Genomic DNA, 17538 nt, shown 5'->3' with positions numbered 1-17538 from the left:
GAACCTACCTCTATGACTTAAATCATTCTTTTTAAAATACGCCTGCCCATCATTTCATGCTTTATTAACGCGGCTAAGTGACACACGACAAATACCGCTAATAATCGGCAGGTGTACAAATGCATCGTTTCAAAAAAATGAATACTGCTTTGCTGTTGCAGTAGCTGCGGGATGGTAAATAATTGAAACACAGTCACATCATGACCCATCATCAATACACCACTTACTAGAACCAATGAAACCAGTACATACAGTAAGGTATGTCCGACGTGGGCGAGTTTGACTTCTAATGTCGACATCGCGGGGTGTGCTTGGGGCGTACCCTGTTTTATTCGGTGGTAAATACGCCAGCAGAATAGTGGAATAAATACCGTTGTTATCGACACGTTGAAAATTAAAATTTGGGATTTAATATGTGTTTCTAGCTCGAAAAAGGCGATATATAACCCCGATATACTTGCCCATAAGATAACGAGAGCTGAAATCCAATGAAGATATTTCGCGGTTATATCAAATTTCTGGGTGAGTTTACTCATCTGCTTTCCTTCTTTTGACACGAAAAAAAACAGCGCAAATATGATTTACGCTGTTTTTCAAGTTATCCTTTTTTGAAAGGATAATGTGTTAACGACTTGTGTATGAGGGCTTATTCACAAGGGTTAACTTGGTGCTATGCACACGGTCCGACTAATACCCAGCCTGAATACTGTGCATCTGGTGCTTTGCCGCTATCTGTCCAACGTTCTGCACGGTAAACATTACCTTGGTAAGAGACTTCGTTACCTGGTTTGTATTGCTTGCTGATATCAATTGCTTGAATATCTTGGCAGTCGCCAGGGATGTCAGCATCAAGGATTTTGAAGCTATTTGACACTTGTAGCGATAGATTGCTGTTATCGTTTGAGTTGGCTATTGAGACCAGTTTAAACGTGCCAGCAGTTGCATTCTTGAGTGATATTGTAAAGTGCTCAACCGTGTCATTAACATTCTTAGATTTTGATGCGATGGCTGTGTTATTTGCATCAAAGATAGTATTGGTGACATTTAAGTTACCGACAGCTTCAATGCTAAACGTGACATCAACAGTATTGTTGTCAATTATATATTCATCTTCTAGACCTAAAACGGTAATGCTGTCATCAACAGGTACGTCACCTTTAATGATATCAACTTCAACAGAGCTAAGGTTAGAGCCCGCTTTTAAGTAGATAGGGTTATTACCGTAAATAGGGGTAAATATATCGTTGTCACTTTTCGCACCCGCTTGCGCATCGGTTTGATTAGCATTAATTGCAGTGGCCAGGTTGTAAGACCACGTATTTTTTTTACCATTGGCAGTGGAGTTAATTTCAATGATGGTTTGAGTGGTGAATGAACCTACCGATGAATCAAAGAAGCGGGCTTTTACTTTATCACCTACGGCTAAGTCTTCTTGTGGTACAATTGTGGTGCTTTGCTCCCAAGCATCGGGTGGTGGTGGTGGGGTTACACCGTCTTCAAATTCCACATCGATAACATCATAGAACGCATTCGCGGTATCGTCGATCGTCCAGACGGAAAGGATCACCTGATAGCCACTACGTTCTGGTACGTTACAGCTGTGTGCCTTGCCTAAATTTTTCAGTGGTTGTTGACCATCCATATCAATCACACAGAAAGGATTGGCTAAGTCAAAAGATGCGCGGGTTAGTGGTGCGTTTTGGTCCCAATCAGGTTTGGTGATGTAATAAACATAATTGGTGGTTTTATGATTAGCTGTGCTAAACCAGCGGAAGTCATTTAAGCCCGCTTGGATCTTAGTTTTATACCATTTATTTGATGATTGCAGATCAAGTACATCAAATGACCCGCCTTTTTGTGCAGATGCTATCTTACCGTCTACAGGACCTTTAGTTGGAAAGCCTTTTGGCGCTTCTAAGCTTTGTCTATCGTATGAAGCATTTACACAATCATTTTTAGCTCCATTGTCTGCATGACATAAATTAACGCGAGAAGGAAATGCACCTGCTACATACCCGTGTGCAATAGCGAATGTTGGTGCTAAAGCTGCGGATACTGCTAAGGCACTGAGTGACGTTAATATTATTCTTCTCATATGAGACTCCATGTTCATCAATTAAAAATGCGCAGGTATAGAGCATATGTGATGCCCGATTGTTGCGTGGTGTAGCATAACGAGTAGTTATATCTACCACCAGAGTAATATTTTATATATATGTATAAACATATGCCTAGTTGAGATGTCAATATCTATGCATGCTTCGCATGTAGGCATTTATTAAAATAAAATTAAAATTATTACTGTGGAATTAGTGCATACATGAGCATATATTTATAAATCTATTGTTTGGTGGCATTTTTATTTTTAACTTGGTGACGTTGAATAATGAAAGTAATTAGGTTTGTTATAACGGCATTCGATATAATTGGAAGTGAAGATGGTATATAAAATATACTCTTATCAAAAAGCTGTAATAATGAGGGTATTCTCAAGTTTTTTAAGGAAAGTGCGCACAGAACATGACCTTTCCCAAGAGGGCTTACGTGCCTTATTAAATGAGAGAAGCCATTCCTTTGATAGCTTAGATACTATCTCAATCAGTCGTTGGGAACGTGGTATCAACACACCTTCTTTAACGAAACAGTCAGAAATAGCAGAGATATTTGATGATGATCTGTTTAATATCTACAGTTCAAATGCAGACTTTGTAGAAGAATGTTCATCTTTTATTCAACTTTCGTCTTGCGTCAAGAATGATAAAGTTACTCACCCTTATTATAAGAATGAGCAATACTATACTCAATCAATGCGACCTGAGCATGCTGATTTTGAGTCGATGTTAGAGCTTTGTTTGGTGTATGAGGGGAATCCCCGCTTATTTCCAACACGTCAAAAAATTACGACTACAGAGTCGCTAAAACCACTCACTTTAGTAGCTGCTTTTTGTAGTTTGAACCAGTTAGTTGGACATTGCTTATTTTGCAAGGTAACCACGAAAGCATTATTTGAATTTATGAATAGCAGCATAGATATTCTGGAATTACTGAATATTGCGAAACAAGACCGGGCGAATGTATTGGTTGTACTCTCTTCTTTTGGTGTATCCCCACAAATTGATAATCATATGATGTCTGTCTACCTTAATCAGCTAGCGACAGATAAAGCGATTGAATATTTAAGTTTTAGTACTTGTGATAGCAAATTGAAACAAAAATTGATGCAGATGAAAATCCCTATGTTTAAAGTCAAACCAATTGAACACCAATCTAAAATCATTCAGAATTATTCGTTTATTATGAGTCGTTCTGAAGTCATGGCAAACCGAAATATGCTGATGCTTTCAGTTATACCAACACGAAAAATACAACCTACGAATGTCGGTATATAGCGGAGTAATTATGAATATTTTGATTGTCGATGACCAAAAATTTATCCGAGAAGCGATTAAAGCCGATCTTGTTGAGACTAGCGTCGAGCATGATCTTCAGATGTTTGAAGCTGAAGATGCAAATCAAGGTATTGAAACCATTGTTGCTACAGAAGGCAATATTGATTTACTGATCTTGGATTTAAAAATGGATAACAGCGATGGAATGGAGGTAATTAACTTCTTATCTGTGCATGCATGTTATTCCAATATACCACTTGCTGTCATTAGCTCTTCGGATAAACGGACTCTCGGGTTAGTCGGTAGTATTGTTAGTCGCTTGAAACTGAATTTAGTTGGGGTTTTTGAAAAACCGATTAATGTGGGCTTTATTTTAGCGCAAGCGACACGCTTACAAAATAAGTATGGCAATGAAATAGGAGTTAAATCACCTGAAAGTGTATCTGGTTATGATATAGATAAGCTGCTTGAAGATGAACAAATATTACTTTGTTTTCAACCTCAAGTGGATATGAAAAGTAAATGTATCATCGGCTTTGAAGTGTTAGCCAGAATGTACGATGAGAATGGTTATATTTATCCTGATACGTTTTTACCCTTGATTGATAAGGCTGGGCTTAATGTCGAATTTTCGATGATGATTATCGCCAAAGCATTCAAATTCTGGGAAAATGAAACGGGCGTTACTAACTATAGGTTATCGATTAATGTCACTGCTGAAGATTTGATTTGTGATAGCTTGATTGATTACATCATTAGTTATAAGAAGGCTCACACCCACATTAACTTAATCTTAGAGCTTACCGAGTCACAGAAAGTGATTAATCAAGCCTGTGTATTAAATTCGATCGCGCGACTGATTATTAATGATATCGGTATTTCACTTGATGATTTTGGTAAGAGTTATTCGACTTATGAACGTTTAGATACTATTCCTTTTAATGAAATTAAAATTGATCGCTCTTTTGTGTGTGATATTGATACAAACAAACAGCATCTCCTCATTGTTGAGTCCACGATCGCCTTAGCTAAAAAAATGTCTGTGAGTGTTGTAGCTGAAGGCATTGAGACTGAAAGTGTACTTAATATTTTAGATGAGCTTGGTTGCGATATTGGACAAGGATATTTATATAGCCCGCCAATTGAAGGCCGCTATTTAAAAGCTTGGGTTAATCGTTACGTGCATAAGGATACTGCTATTAATGAACATTGATATTAGTGACAGCCTACGTCACTTTTTTTGGGGGTATAGTGAAGCAAGACGCTTGCCTTTATACCGAGCATTGGTCGAAGAGTTGGTTAATATTCACCATCAAACGGCCTTAGTTGACAATGATGATAAGCTTAATGCACTAAAGCATCAGCTTAAGGGAATATGCCGCTATCTATCTCTTGCTCTTGATGAACAGATAAATATGATGGCTACTCTTGGGCAGTTACATTGTCTTGCTGACAACATTCACGGGCAAGTTGCAGCGATTGAAGATGAATTATAAGTTTAATATTCACATTTATATTTGTGTTTGTGTTTTATTTACTACGGTACTTGTTACTTCATTTGTCAGTTATAGTTTAGATGAATCTAAACATAACCATGATAAAAAAGTGGCAACGCTAATGGCATTTAGTCAAGAAAAGCATTTACAACATAAACTTATTATTAATGCGATTAAATCTTTTTTTAAATCATCTGTAAGGGTAAAAAAAAACGAGTTTTCTATTTTTACCCGAGAATTGTTGGGCACAAGAGAAGCGCTGATTTTTACCTTAACACCTGAGATGACGCTAGGTTATATTTCGGATGAAAAGTTTGTACCTGAATTGGAACAATTAAAAACCACTTTAGATGAACATGGCAAGCTTAGAGGGGAACTTGATAACTATGAATTGATCGGTGTGAATATTAATGATCCTCATATGCCGTATTTATTTTATGCTACACCAATAAAGCGTCTGTTATTTAACATCAATAAATTGAACGATACTTGTTTGCAATATTCGTCATCACAAGGATATGTTAAGAATCAAAGCTGTATGATGCAATCAACAAGTATGATATCTGAATTGTTTAGTCATAATACCAAACTGAAAATTAGTCTCCCAGAGTATGACTTTTATTATACGCTAAGTATCGGTTCGAGGGCGTCATCGCCAATGATCATTGAGTTTGTTTGCGTAATATTATCCTTGATATTTATCTGTTCGCTTATTTTTGTGTTGTTGTATTTTAAATTAGAGAATAAGCGTTTATTTAAACGTATTACGAGAGAAAATAAACTAAATGTCGCGATGGTATCAAGTATTAATCATGAAATTAGAACACCGATTAATGCGTTATTAGGCTATAGCCAGATGCTAAGAGATATGCCTCAGATCAGTGATGAACATAGTGTACTTATTGATAAGATGCAGTGGTCGGCTAATTTACTGTATTCAGTAGCAGAAAGCACCTTGAATTACAGTAAGTCAACTGCAGGGGCTCTAGTATTAAATAACGCTCCGATTAATACCTTACAATACATAGGTAACATCCAAGATTATTATAACAAGTTGAGTATTCCTGTCGGTAAAACATTAGATTTTCATGTTAGTGATAAGTTACCTGCAGTAATCAGTGTTGATAGTTCTAAACTATTTCAAGTTATCACTAACATGATTAATAACGCATTGAAATACAGTACGGGTAAGGCTGTACGCTGCCATATTGATGTTTGTCAGCGTGCAGGGTTTAACGAGGAGTCAATAATTCGAGGTCATTATGTACGTATTTTGATCCAAGACTCTGGGCTTGGCATGTCAACATTAACCAAAGAATTACTTATTAATCCTTTCAGTGTGGATACTGAGTCGAAATTCAAACATGTCTCGAGTATTGGGTTAGGACTTTATACCTGTAACCAATTATTAGCTCAAGTTGGTGGCAAGTTAAGGCTGCACAGTGTTAAAAATGAAGGTTCTAAAATCATGCTGCATTTTCCATGTCAGTTTGATTCATCAAGATTATCGCTGCGATTGAATCCGATAGATTACCGTGATGTGCGTATTTTAATTGTCGACGATAACCGCTTTAATCTGGAAGTATGCAATGCGATGCTGGCAGAAAAGCAGTTTAATACTGTTTGCGCGAATAACTCTGAAGTGGCGTTAACCCAATTTGTGAATGCAGAACCCGATGTTGTGATTGTTGATTATCAGTTAGATGAGATGAATGGCTTGGAATTGATTGCCAAAATGAAATGTATTCAAGCGAATGCGCAAACCCAATATTTTATCTTATCGGCTAATGATAAAAATGAGATAGTCGATAGTGAATTTCACTCCGATATTTATTTTATGCAAAAGCCGTTTAATACTGCGATATTTTTAAGTCGCTTGGGACGAGATAATTAATTCGCTTTTGTGGGGTGGTGTTTTACATCTTTCCACAAGCGCTAGTCATCGGTATTATACGGTGTTATTGAACGCATTAATTTCTGATTATCCCTAGGTGAAGCAATGGCTAAATACAAACCCGTCACTAAAATGCAAACATATGGCATTCATTCTCAATGGCAGAGCAAATCAAAAGACTTACCGAGTATTCAGCAGTTCACGACAAATATTCCTGCCGAAATTGATATTGAGTTTGGCTTTATCGTGAATATTAAAAAAGCCCGTGGTGCTAAGATCCGCTTTTGTATTACTCACCCTGGTATTTTAGATGCTGAAGGCAATGTGCGTATGCCATTTACTGGGGAGGTTCATGTGACGAATAACGATTGGCAATTTTACTTAGGTGATACAGTGTGGCAGCCGATTGCTGATAAATGTGGTGACTGGCGGATGACGATTGAACTCGATAATAAAATTTTAGCCGATAAAACTTTTAATATATCGCTGGAACACTGTTAAAATTCAACCTTCATTATTATGTATAACCAACAAAGGCAGTAACTGTGGACGTTTTTATTTCCAAAAAAATTGATGACTCAGCGTTAAGATCTCATCCGTGGACGAATATGGTATCGGATGAGTCGAGTGTATACATGGATTTTAAACGACAGCCTAAGTTGATCCGTAGTGCATTAGAAGATCTGCTGCCATTTAATACATGGGACTTTGTTGAACAGTTTTATAGCTTAATTGAGTGGGTAAATGGTTCAAGCTCGCTATTGGAAAGTAACGATTGTGTGTTTAATGCGGTAGAAGATAACCGAGATCAACAATATCTATATGCGAAAAAATGCAGCGCACGGTTAATGATCTTGTTTCGAGATATTCCCGAAAACTGTCAGGAAAAAAGCATTAATTGGTTAATGAATAATATTCAATCAATGGCATCGTCGATGAAACCGGGCTTCAACACTGGTGCGATTGGTTTATCGCAATCACCAACATGTTATTTAGCACTCGGTGATAAACCAGATAGTGGTGGCATGGGTCATCAAGTGACGCTAAACTTTTTTGCTTACGGCAATAATGAACAGGATTGTTATGAGAGCATGAAAGACGTATTAAAGATTGCCCAACATGCTCTATTACGTGTGAATATGCGTATTAAAAACGGCGAAGTGGATGCGCTTTACCGTTAAATATCACGCTTAAAATTTACGGCGTATTATGTTGGCAACTGAGTTAAATCAACACGTAATAAGCAGTTAAACTCCTTGCCAAAATCAACTGATACACGGGCGTGTACAGCGCCTTGTTTATCGGCAAATTCTTGTTCTCCTTCAATGGCAAATACGCCTTCATGCCAAATATCGGCATGTATATAGGCGCCGCGTTCACCACTGAAATAAAAACACACAAAATCTTGTGGTTTCACGTCATCGCCAGGCAGTGCTAGTGGCACTAAGAATGGCTGGTTAGATTTAGGATAAAACATCTGACCACCATCGGGGTGATAGTTGGCGTGCCATAAGATCAGCTGGCTTGGTTTGTCATTATGCGTATCTACAGCTATTTCTGGGCGTTGGTTATAACCGATAATATAATGGCCATCGACGGCTTTATTACGACCAAATAAGTAATCACCTTTCCAGGTACTAATAAAGGTCCCTTCAGTCACCCCACCTTCATCACCTGTATCTTCATCGACTTTTCGCCAACCTTGGGCTGGCCAGCGTGTGATCTCGATGTCAAAAGACTCAGGGTTGTCGACAAAAAAACCATAACCTTTTAGGCTTTCTGCAGTGGCTTCAATAATAGGAATATCCAATAAAGTCAGATCTGACGCGATATCAGGGTTGAGATAATTTGGAACGGTGTTTGAAACAGTCGATGTCATGTTAGTGCTCTATTTTAGTTGAATACACCATTAAACTAGCATCTGATTATTTAATTTTAATGACAAAATTTCATATTATCGAAATAATAACGGCATAAAACTGTCACATACCCAGTCTAGAATGTGCGTCATAAATACTTATCTATTGTGTAGAAAGTTATCAATTAATTTATCAATAAAGGATGTTATTGATGCACATTTTTAAACAGTCAATACTCACTGCAGCCATCATTTTAGGTGCTTCTTCTCCAGCGTTTGCGAAAGAGGAACTGACCGTTTATACCTCTTTTGAAACTGACCTTTTAGCCTTATTCAAAAATACTTTTGAAGAAACTCATCCCGATATCGATATTAAATGGGTACGAGATTCAACGGGGGTGATGACGGCGAAATTATTAGCTGAAGGTCAAAATGCGAAAGCGGATGTTGTGTGGGGACTGGCGGGTTCATCATTAGCATTACTTAAAGATAACGGGATTGTTAAACCTTATACCCCAGCTAATCTTGATGGTTTAAAAACGAGCATGATTGACCCAGAAGAAAACAAAGCCTGGTTTGGTAATGACGCCTTCTTTAATACTGTTTGCTTTAATACCATTGTTGCTAAGCAACTTGGTTTACCAAAACCGAAAACCTGGGAAGACTTATTAGATCCTGTCTACAAAGGTCACATCGTGATGCCTAATCCAGGTTCATCGGGTACCGGTTATACCCAAGTAATAGCCTGGTTACAAGGGATGGGCGAGCAACAGGGTTGGCAGTATATGGAGCAGTTGGATAAAAATATTGCGCATTATACCCATTCAGGTTCTAAACCTTGTGTTCAGTCGGCAATGGGGGAAACTGTGATCGGTATATCTGCGGCGATTCGAGGTTCGAAGTTGAAATCTCAAGGCGCACCGATTGACTTAATTTTACCTAAGGGCATAGGCTGGGATACGGAGTCTGTTGGCCTAGTAAATGCTAATTCTGACGCGGCTAAGAAGCTGGTGGATTGGTCGTTATCACTGGATGCGAACAAAATGTACAACACGATTTATCCTGTAGTTGGTCATAAAGACGTGAATGGCGCTGTTGCAAACTATCCAAACGTAGAGGATGCAATCGTCGATATGGACTTTGGTAAAATGGCTAATGATCGTAGCGCGGTACTCACTAAGTGGTCTGATAAATTTAATAATAAATCAGAATCGAAAGGATAATTTAACGCTATTTTTTATAGTTTCAATTCAACTCACTATTTTAGTTAAATCGGTGCAGTAAGAGATTATGATGATCTTATTGCATTGGTGTTTTTGATAACAGGATTTGTCTATGTTTACACTACGCGCTTCTCACCTTATTTATAATAATCAGCCTTTTCATTATTTTTGGTTAAAAGATAATTGTCGTTGTAACGACTGTTTACATTCGTCTGGGCAACGCTTGCAAGAAATCCTTGATTTAGATTTAGCGATAAAACCCGAAGTGGTTACTATTGAAAATGATAATTTAGTGATCACTTGGCAAGATGGACATTGCAGTCATTACAGTCAAGACTTCTTAGACAGTATGCAGAGTTGTGAGAACAAGGGGGTTGACGTCGATCATCGGGTATTGTGGGATGGGCAGTTAGCCGCATCAGACATCACCTTTAGCTATCCAGACGTACTGAGTCGTAATACGATTAAACGTGACTGGTTACGTGCTGTGGATCAATTCGGCTTGGCATTTTTACAAGATGTCCCAAATACCGATAAACAGCTATTTGAGGTCGTAAAGCAGTTCGGTTTTGTGAGAGACACCAATTACGGCAGCCATTTCGAAGTTATCTCTGAAGAAAATCCGGTTAATTTAGCCTATACCCCAAAACCATTAAGCCTGCATACCGACAATGCTTATCGCCATCCAGTACCGACATTACAGTTATTACATTGCTTAGTGAGCGCTGAACAGGGCGGAATAACCGCGTTAACGGATGGCTTTTATGCGGCGCAATTATTACAGCAACGTTATCCACAGCAGTATGAGTTATTAACCTCGACGCCAGTGACTTATCGCTTTAAGAATGATGAGACGCATCTTGAACATACCGGTTATATCATTGAGTTAAACAATAGTGGTCAACTCGAGCGTATCCGTTTAAATAACCGCTCCATCCAAGCGATCAAATTACCGTTTGTTGAGATGGCTGCATTTTATGAAGCATATCAAAACTTCAGCCGGATCTTACACAGTGAAGAGTGTAAGTTCTCGTGTACTCTACAACCGGGCGAACTGATGATCTTTAATAATGAGCGTATTTTACATGGCCGAGAAGTAGCGGCCGAAGGGGCGCGTCATCTACAAGGCTGTTACGCCGACATTGATTCTTTAAAAAGTACCTTAGCGGTACTTGAGACTAAGTTAGAGACGACGTTAGAAATTCAATTAGAGTCTAACGTGGAGATTAAATGATGGATATTATTGCGTTTATTAAACAGCAGTTCGAAGAAAATGGTCACGTTGCTTATGGTGAGCATATTTCCATGGGTGAGCATATGCTGCAGTCAGCCTATTACGCGGAGCAAAAAAATAGTAGCGATGCGATCATTACGGCGGCGTTATTACATGATTTCGGTCATTTGATCTTAGAACTACCAGAAGATATTACCGAAAACGGTATTGATGGTTATCATGAGGATGTTGGGGCTAAATTCTTAGCGCCGTATTTTCCGAAAAAAATTATTGATGGTATTGCACTACATGTGCAAGCAAAGCGTTATATGTGCGCTGTAAAACCCAAATATCATGGTCAATTGAGCCAAGCATCGCAAGATACACTTGCCGTACAAGGCGGTCCTATGAATCTTAAAGAGATTGCTGACTTCGAACAAGAGCCATTTTATAAAGATGCATTACAAGTACGTTTATTTGATGACCTTGGTAAAAATATTGAATTAGAACATCCTGACTTAACGCATTACTTACGTATTGCCGCGCAGTTTGTCGTGTAAATAATAAGTAAAGCCTTCGTTTTTTTATAAGATGATTTTAAAAAATCGAGGGTTTTGTATCTATGCTAGTGGCTTCTACGTGTCACATTATCTCTATAGCATAGGTAATGATATTTAGGCTAATGAATAAACTGACAAAATTTACACTCGCTGACCTCAATCTCCTCATTTTCTCCATATTTTCCTGCCTATTTTACGGTATTATACGATATCAAAATTTTAGACGCGCTATTCATGGATGAAAGCTGCCACGCTCATTTTTATAGAAGAGATATAATGTATAAACGTACTTCCCTTACGATAATTAGCGCTCTTATTTTTAGCTTCGTTAGCTATACGGCTCCCGTTCATGCCAAAGGTGGCAATGCTGGAAAAGGTGCTGAACGTGTGGTTTCTGTATATACGGATACCGTGCAATATCATGAAGTTTCACAATCAATTTCATTGATTGGTAAATTACAGTCAGATCAATTTGTTAGTGTGGCACCTGAAGTGGCAGGTAAAGTCGACAGTATTAAGATTCGAGCCAATCAAACGGTGGAAGTCGGGCAGCTGTTAGTGCAACTCGATGACAGTAAAGCACAAGCTGCATTGATGGAGGCAAACGCTTATTATACTGATGAAAAACGTAAGCTAAATGAATATTCAACACTGGTAAAAAGTAACGCTATCACGCAAACCGAAGTGTATGCACAAACGGCATTAGTGGCTATTGCAAAGGCGCGTTTAGCGGCAGCACAAGCGAATGTGGATGATCATTATTTAACAGCACCTTTCGCTGGTACGGTTGGTTTGTTAGATTTTAGCCGAGGAAAAATGGTGTCGGTTGGCACCGAACTATTAACATTGGATGACTTATCGACGATGCAACTGGATCTTGCAGTGCCTGAGCGTTATTTATCGCAATTATCAACAGGCATGGTCGTTACCGCAACAAGTCGGGCATGGTCTGGCAGCAGCTTTAAAGGTGAAGTGGTTGCTATCGATTCACGGATTAACGCCGAAACATTAAATCTGCGCGTTCGGGTAAATTTTGAGAATAAAGATAATCGTCTTAAACCGGGCATGATGATGTCATCAAGTGTGGTTTTCCCCGCAATTAATGAACCAATCATTCCAGTACAAGCGTTGGAGTATTCGGGTACTAAGCGCTTTGTGTATGTGGTTGGTGAAGATGCGCGAGTGACGCGTACCCAAGTATCGTTAGGTGCACGTATTGTTGATCAAGTACTGATTGAAAGTGGTTTAGAAATTGGTGATCGTATCGTTGTTCAAGGCTTAGTTAATATGCGCAATGGGCTGAAAGTGAATGATTTGACTGGCCAACAGGAGACTAACTAATGTGGTTGTCTGATACGTCAGTTAAACGACCGGTCGTCGCTATTGTATTAAGCTTATTGCTTTGTGTTTTTGGTGCTGTGTCGTTTAGTAAACTTGCGGTACGTGAAATGCCGGATGTTGAAAGCCCTGTTGTGAGCGTAATGACGCGTTATGAAGGTGCTGCTGCATCCATTATGGAAAGCCAGGTCACGTCTGTCATTGAAGATCAAATTACCGGCATTAGTGGTATAGATGAAGTAAGGTCAGTAACCCGTAATGGTATGTCGCGTATTACTGTTACCTTTGATTTGGGGTGGAACTTGACAGAAGGCGTCAGTGATATTCGTGATGCGGTTGCGAAAGCGCAGCGCAGCCTGCCAAATGAAGCGGATGACCCCATCGTATCGAAAGATAATGGCAATGGTGAACCCTCAGTTTATATCAATTTAAACTCAACGGAAATGGATAGAACTCAGCTGACGGATTACGCTCAGCGGGTATTAGAAGATCGTTTTAGCTTGATTTCTGGTGTGAGTTCGGTCGGTTTATCGGGTGGGTTATATCAGGTTATGTACGTTAAGTTGTTCCCTGATTTAATGGCTGGCCGAGCAGTAACAACCAGTGATATCGTCACTGCATTGAAAACTGAAAATGTCGAAAATCCAGGTGGTGAAGTACGTAATGATACCACGGTAATGTCAGTGCGTACGGCGCGATTATATGCGAAACCACAAGACTTTGAGTACCTTGTAGTACGTACTGCAAGTGACGGTTCACCTGTTTATTTACGCGATGTGGCACAAGTCTATGTCGGGGCCCAGAATGAAAGCTCGTCATTTAAAAGTAATGGTATCGTTAATCTTAGTTTAGGCATTGTCGCGCAATCGGATGCGAACCCACTCGATGTTGCGAAAGCAGTGCATGCGGAAGTTGATAAGATGCAAAGCTTCTTACCGAAAGGCATGAGCTTAGCGGTTGATTACGATTCAACGGTGTTTATTGACCAATCTATTTCGGAAGTGTACAGCACGCTATTCATCACGGGTGGTTTAGTTGTACTCGTCTTATACATCTTTATTGGTCAGGCGCGCGCTACCTTGATCCCCGCGGTTACCGTACCAGTATCGTTAATCTCGTCATTTATTGCTGCTTATTATTTTGGTTTTTCGATTAACTTAATTACCTTAATGGCACTTATTCTATCGATTGGTCTAGTTGTGGATGATGCTATTGTCGTGATCGAGAATATTTTCCATCACATTGAGCAAGGTGAGAAGCCACTGCTCGCTGCTTATAAAGGTACGCGAGAAGTTGGTTTTGCGGTAGTCGCTACGACAATGGTATTGGTGATGGTGTTCCTGCCTATCTCTTTTATGGATGGTATGGTGGGCCTGTTATTTACTGAATTTTCGGTATTGTTAGCAATGTCAGTGATTTTCTCTTCATTGATTGCACTGACACTAACGCCGGTACTTGCCAGCAAAATGTTAAAAACAGAACAAAAAACTAGCCGCTTTAGTTTATGGATGGAAGGATTATTCGAACGGTTAGAAAACGGTTATCGCGGTATTGTTGTTAAGGCTATTAAATATCGTTTGGCAGCGCCTGTGGTTATTATCGCTTGTGTTGCTGGCAGCTTTTTCTTGATGAAGCAAGTACCGTCACAGCTATCACCGCAAGAAGATCGCGGTGTATTATTTGCGTTTGTCAAAGGTGCGGAAGGTACGAGCTTTAACCGTATGACTGAAAACATGGATATTGTTGAAGCGCGCTTATTACCTTTAGTGGGGCAAGGTGTTATCAAATCCTTTAGCACGGAGGCGCCTGCATTTGGTGGCCGTGCCGGGGATCAAACCGGTTTTGTGATCATTATTCTTGAAGATTGGGCTGATCGTAGTGTCAGTGCTGGTGAAGCATTAGGCATGGTGGCAAAAGCGTTAAAAGATATTCCCGATGTGATGGTTCGTCCAATAATGCCTGGTTTCCGTGGCGGTTCGAGTGACCCAGTGCAATACGTACTCGGTGGTTCTGATTATTCGGAATTAGAAAAGTGGGCGGAATTACTAAAACAAAAAGCCGAGGATGCAGGTGTATTGGTTGGTGGAGACCTAGATTATTCTGAAAAAACCCCTGAGCTGGTGGTGAGTATTGATAAAGAGCGGGCTGGAGAACTTGGTATCAGCGTTGATGAAGTATCAACAACGTTAGAAATAATGCTTGGTGGTCGTAGTCAAACCAGTTATATCGAACGTGGTGAAGAGTATGATGTTTACCTGCGTGGTGATGAAAACAGCTTTAACAACGTCAACGATCTAAGCCAAATTTATATTCGTAGTGCCAATGGTGATCTGATTACGCTGGATACCATTACTACAATCGAAGAAGTGGCTTCAGCAAGTCGTTTATCACATAGCAATAAACAAAAATCTATTACCTTAAGCGGCAGTTTGGGTGACGGCTATACCTTAGGTGAAGTATTGGATTTCTTGGATGCACAAGCGATAGAATCATTACCGAGTGATATCTCCATTGCTTATTCTGGTGAATCAAAAGACTTTAAAGAAAACCAAAGTAGTATCTTAATTGTATTTGGTTTAGCTCTGCTGGTTGCTTATTTAGTATTAGCGGCGCAGTTTGAAAGCTTTATTAATCCGATGGTGGTGATGTTCACCGTGCCGATGGGGGTACTGGGTGGTTTCTTAGGCCTGTATTTCATGGGCGTTGGCCTGAATATTTACAGTCAGATTGGTATGATCATGTTAATTGGTATGGTGACGAAGAACGGTATCCTAATCGTTGAATTTGCCAACCAGCTACGTGACCGCGGCGTCGCTCTAGAGCAAGCCATTGTTGATGCGTCTGCACGTCGTTTACGTCCAATTCTAATGACGGCATTCACAACGTTAGCAGGCTCAATCCCATTAATATTATCCAGCGGGGCGGGTGCAGAAAGTCGTGTTGCTGTAGGTACTGTCGTGTTCTTTGGGATGGCGTTTGCGACCTTAGTAACCTTATTGGTTATTCCGGCAATGTATCGCTTGATTTCGGGAACAACGCATTCTCCGGGTCATGTTGAAGCTATGTTAGAGGCGGAATTAGCTGAGCAATCAGAAAAATTACGATCAGAACAATCAGCTAGACAAGTAAAAGGTGTGCATGTAGTGAAAGATGTTGCTTAACTATTCGTTGTAGATCTAATTGACGTTAATACTGACGATAAGGGCAAGCATAATCGATATTATGTTTGCCCTTTTTTGTGTTTAGTCGGCATGACCAAATAAAAATTCTTCTTTGTTTTCCAACCATTGTGGGTATTTTGCCATTGCTTTGGCAAATCGTTGATCTTGTAAATGTTGATTAAGCCAATTACGTAAATGTGGCAAGGGCGCTTGCAGATACCACTGGCGATCTACACGAGCAAATTGGCGGATCAGTGGTAAAATAGCGTAATCAGCTAAACTGACTTTCTCGCTCATTAAATAATGATGCTGACTGAGGCGTAATTCGAGCATAGTTACATAGTCAGCACATTGGTTTCGTAATTCAGCTTCATTATCTTCATGATAACGTACTGCATATTTGTATTTACTTAAGGCTGAAGTAAATACAGTATCGTGAATGTCAATTAGCGCTAACATTGCTGGATAAGCTTCTGGATCTTCACTGTGTAGTAAGTTCAATGGATCACTTTGATGTAGTGCCCAAATCATGATATCTAAACTTTCGTCAATTACACTACCGTCATCGAGTACTAATACCGGTACTGTTGCTTTAGGTGAAACCGCTAACATTTCTGTGGGTTTATTTTTCATGACCACGGCGCGTAACATGACAGGCTGCTGGGCGAGTAATAAGCCCAGTCGTGCGCGCATCGCATAAGGACAGTTTTGTAGTGAGTATAAAATTGGCAGTGACATTGACATTCCCTTCGTTCTCGTCACCGTATATTGATATCTAATGACGAAATTATTATTAGAAATCGATAGTAACGTATTCTCGATGGATGTCTAAATATACAGTATCACTTTAACTCAGTTAATTTTTAGCAATAAAAAAGCGAACCCTTAGATCCGCTTCGTCGTTTAAGATGCTGATAGCACTTCGTCATGATGCTGTTTTAATTGCTGATACAACACATCTTTTAACTTGGCTCGTCGTAATTTTAACTGTGTCATATGTCCATCATCAGTGGGGCTGCCATCCATTTCCAACTGGCGAATATCATAATCTAATAGGTGGTATTGCTTTGATTTCTCTCTGAATGTTTCATTTTTATAATTCAAATAAACGATATCTTGTTTTAATTCTGGAAAGTCAAAGATAAGTGCATGATTCTCATTTAGCATAAGGTTTCCTCAAGAATAAAAATAAACGACTTTCATAACTATAGCATTACTATGTACTGTAAACATCGACCTAATCACGTTTTTATAATTTACTAAGCATGTCAGTTTGACTTGATTTTGTAATTTTGAACAAATCTTATTTTTGCTGCTTAGCAGAGGCTTTTGATGATATTAGTTTGATCTTATCGACAAAAAGGTATGAATTGATGATGATATTTTTATAATTCTGTATAATTAAT

Annotated in this window: 16 protein-coding genes; 11 read left to right on the top strand and 5 right to left on the bottom strand. The window is 39.2% G+C overall.

The window, feature by feature from the left end:
* Window positions 1-17: 17 nt before the first annotated feature.
* Both HWV02_RS17685 and HWV02_RS17680 read right to left on the bottom strand, forming a co-directional pair.
* Complete coding sequence (locus HWV02_RS17685; RefSeq protein ID WP_211688976.1) at window positions 18-536, bottom strand: cytochrome b; 519 nt, start codon at window positions 534-536, stop codon at window positions 18-20.
* 134 nt (window positions 537-670) lie between these two features.
* Complete coding sequence (locus HWV02_RS17680; protein ID WP_211688974.1) at window positions 671-2095, bottom strand: lytic polysaccharide monooxygenase; 1425 nt, start codon at window positions 2093-2095, stop codon at window positions 671-673.
* 412 nt (window positions 2096-2507) lie between these two features.
* On the opposite strand from HWV02_RS17680, the gene HWV02_RS17675 reads away from it, so the two are divergent.
* From HWV02_RS17675 to HWV02_RS17650, 6 genes are all read left to right on the top strand, one after another.
* On the top strand, window positions 2508-3389 hold the full coding sequence (locus HWV02_RS17675; RefSeq protein ID WP_255550528.1) for a helix-turn-helix transcriptional regulator: 882 nt from the start codon (window positions 2508-2510) through the stop codon (window positions 3387-3389).
* A 10-nt stretch (window positions 3390-3399) separates the two neighbouring features.
* Window positions 3400-4602 (top strand): EAL domain-containing protein, encoded by a 1203-nt coding sequence (locus tag HWV02_RS17670; RefSeq protein ID WP_211688971.1) that lies wholly within the window; start codon window positions 3400-3402, stop codon window positions 4600-4602.
* Window positions 4592-4885 (top strand): hypothetical protein, encoded by a 294-nt coding sequence (locus HWV02_RS17665; RefSeq protein ID WP_211688968.1) that lies wholly within the window; start codon window positions 4592-4594, stop codon window positions 4883-4885. The genes HWV02_RS17670 and HWV02_RS17665 overlap by 11 nt, the downstream gene beginning before the upstream one ends.
* A complete protein-coding gene (locus HWV02_RS17660) occupies window positions 4875-6779 on the top strand; it encodes an ATP-binding protein (RefSeq protein WP_211677006.1) in 1905 nt (634 codons plus the stop codon). Before HWV02_RS17665 ends, HWV02_RS17660 begins: the two co-directional genes overlap by 11 nt.
* A gap of 105 nt (window positions 6780-6884) precedes the next feature.
* Window positions 6885-7280: a DUF3859 domain-containing protein gene (locus HWV02_RS17655; protein ID WP_211688966.1), complete on the top strand. Its 396-nt coding sequence runs from the start codon at window positions 6885-6887 to the stop codon at window positions 7278-7280.
* A gap of 44 nt (window positions 7281-7324) precedes the next feature.
* Window positions 7325-7960, top strand: a complete 636-nt coding sequence (locus HWV02_RS17650; protein WP_211677004.1) for a hypothetical protein — start codon at window positions 7325-7327, stop codon at window positions 7958-7960.
* A gap of 26 nt (window positions 7961-7986) precedes the next feature.
* Here the strand turns inward: HWV02_RS17650 and HWV02_RS17645 are convergent, their stop codons facing one another.
* A complete protein-coding gene (locus tag HWV02_RS17645) occupies window positions 7987-8658 on the bottom strand; it encodes an ureidoglycolate lyase (protein WP_211672723.1) in 672 nt (223 codons plus the stop codon).
* 191 nt (window positions 8659-8849) lie between these two features.
* On the opposite strand from HWV02_RS17645, the gene HWV02_RS17640 reads away from it, so the two are divergent.
* The 5 genes from HWV02_RS17640 (at window position 8850) to HWV02_RS17620 (ending at window position 16132) form a co-directional block, all read left to right on the top strand.
* Window positions 8850-9860 carry a putative 2-aminoethylphosphonate ABC transporter substrate-binding protein gene (locus HWV02_RS17640; protein WP_211688964.1) on the top strand — a complete coding sequence of 337 codons (1011 nt, stop codon included), beginning with the start codon at window positions 8850-8852 and terminating at the stop codon, window positions 9858-9860.
* A gap of 112 nt (window positions 9861-9972) precedes the next feature.
* The gene (locus tag HWV02_RS17635) at window positions 9973-11094 is read left to right on the top strand and encodes a TauD/TfdA family dioxygenase (RefSeq protein WP_211677001.1); all 1122 of its coding nucleotides are present in this window, start codon (window positions 9973-9975) and stop codon (window positions 11092-11094) included.
* On the top strand, window positions 11091-11633 hold the full coding sequence (locus HWV02_RS17630; RefSeq protein ID WP_255546894.1) for an HD domain-containing protein: 543 nt from the start codon (window positions 11091-11093) through the stop codon (window positions 11631-11633). The genes HWV02_RS17635 and HWV02_RS17630 overlap by 4 nt, the downstream gene beginning before the upstream one ends.
* Window positions 11634-11909: 276 nt before the next feature.
* On the top strand, window positions 11910-12974 hold the full coding sequence (locus tag HWV02_RS17625) for an efflux RND transporter periplasmic adaptor subunit (protein ID WP_211688962.1): 1065 nt from the start codon (window positions 11910-11912) through the stop codon (window positions 12972-12974).
* Window positions 12974-16132, top strand: coding sequence for a multidrug efflux RND transporter permease subunit (locus HWV02_RS17620; RefSeq protein WP_211676999.1), 3159 nt, complete (start codon window positions 12974-12976; stop codon window positions 16130-16132). Before HWV02_RS17625 ends, HWV02_RS17620 begins: the two co-directional genes overlap by 1 nt.
* Window positions 16133-16213: 81 nt before the next feature.
* On the opposite strand, the gene HWV02_RS17615 is transcribed toward HWV02_RS17620, so the two are convergent.
* A complete protein-coding gene (locus tag HWV02_RS17615; RefSeq protein WP_211672718.1) occupies window positions 16214-16870 on the bottom strand; it encodes a glutathione S-transferase in 657 nt (218 codons plus the stop codon).
* A gap of 165 nt (window positions 16871-17035) precedes the next feature.
* On the bottom strand, window positions 17036-17299 hold the full coding sequence (locus HWV02_RS17610) for a YdcH family protein (protein WP_211672717.1): 264 nt from the start codon (window positions 17297-17299) through the stop codon (window positions 17036-17038).
* Window positions 17300-17538: the final 239 nt, after the last annotated feature.

The sequence above is a fragment of the Moritella sp. 28 genome (assembly GCF_018219435.1).
Lineage (GTDB): Bacteria > Pseudomonadota > Gammaproteobacteria > Enterobacterales > Moritellaceae > Moritella.
The sequence above is the reverse complement of the archived record's forward strand: the minus strand, read 5'-3'. Positions and strand labels throughout refer to the sequence as shown.

Coding starts and splice junctions, on each gene's coding strand:
- HWV02_RS17640 (WP_211688964.1), top strand. CDS start 8,850: ATGCACATTTTTAAACAGTCAATACTCACTGCAGCCATCATTTTAGGT.
- HWV02_RS17685 (WP_211688976.1), bottom strand. CDS start 536: ATGAGTAAACTCACCCAGAAATTTGATATAACCGCGAAATATCTTCAT.
- HWV02_RS17680 (WP_211688974.1), bottom strand. CDS start 2,095: ATGAGAAGAATAATATTAACGTCACTCAGTGCCTTAGCAGTATCCGCA.
- HWV02_RS17630 (WP_255546894.1), top strand. CDS start 11,091: ATGATGGATATTATTGCGTTTATTAAACAGCAGTTCGAAGAAAATGGT.
- HWV02_RS17660 (WP_211677006.1), top strand. CDS start 4,875: ATGAATTATAAGTTTAATATTCACATTTATATTTGTGTTTGTGTTTTA.
- HWV02_RS17665 (WP_211688968.1), top strand. CDS start 4,592: ATGAACATTGATATTAGTGACAGCCTACGTCACTTTTTTTGGGGGTAT.
- HWV02_RS17620 (WP_211676999.1), top strand. CDS start 12,974: ATGTGGTTGTCTGATACGTCAGTTAAACGACCGGTCGTCGCTATTGTA.
- HWV02_RS17645 (WP_211672723.1), bottom strand. CDS start 8,658: ATGACATCGACTGTTTCAAACACCGTTCCAAATTATCTCAACCCTGAT.
- HWV02_RS17655 (WP_211688966.1), top strand. CDS start 6,885: ATGGCTAAATACAAACCCGTCACTAAAATGCAAACATATGGCATTCAT.
- HWV02_RS17635 (WP_211677001.1), top strand. CDS start 9,973: ATGTTTACACTACGCGCTTCTCACCTTATTTATAATAATCAGCCTTTT.
- HWV02_RS17615 (WP_211672718.1), bottom strand. CDS start 16,870: ATGTCACTGCCAATTTTATACTCACTACAAAACTGTCCTTATGCGATG.
- HWV02_RS17670 (WP_211688971.1), top strand. CDS start 3,400: ATGAATATTTTGATTGTCGATGACCAAAAATTTATCCGAGAAGCGATT.
- HWV02_RS17625 (WP_211688962.1), top strand. CDS start 11,910: ATGTATAAACGTACTTCCCTTACGATAATTAGCGCTCTTATTTTTAGC.
- HWV02_RS17610 (WP_211672717.1), bottom strand. CDS start 17,299: ATGCTAAATGAGAATCATGCACTTATCTTTGACTTTCCAGAATTAAAA.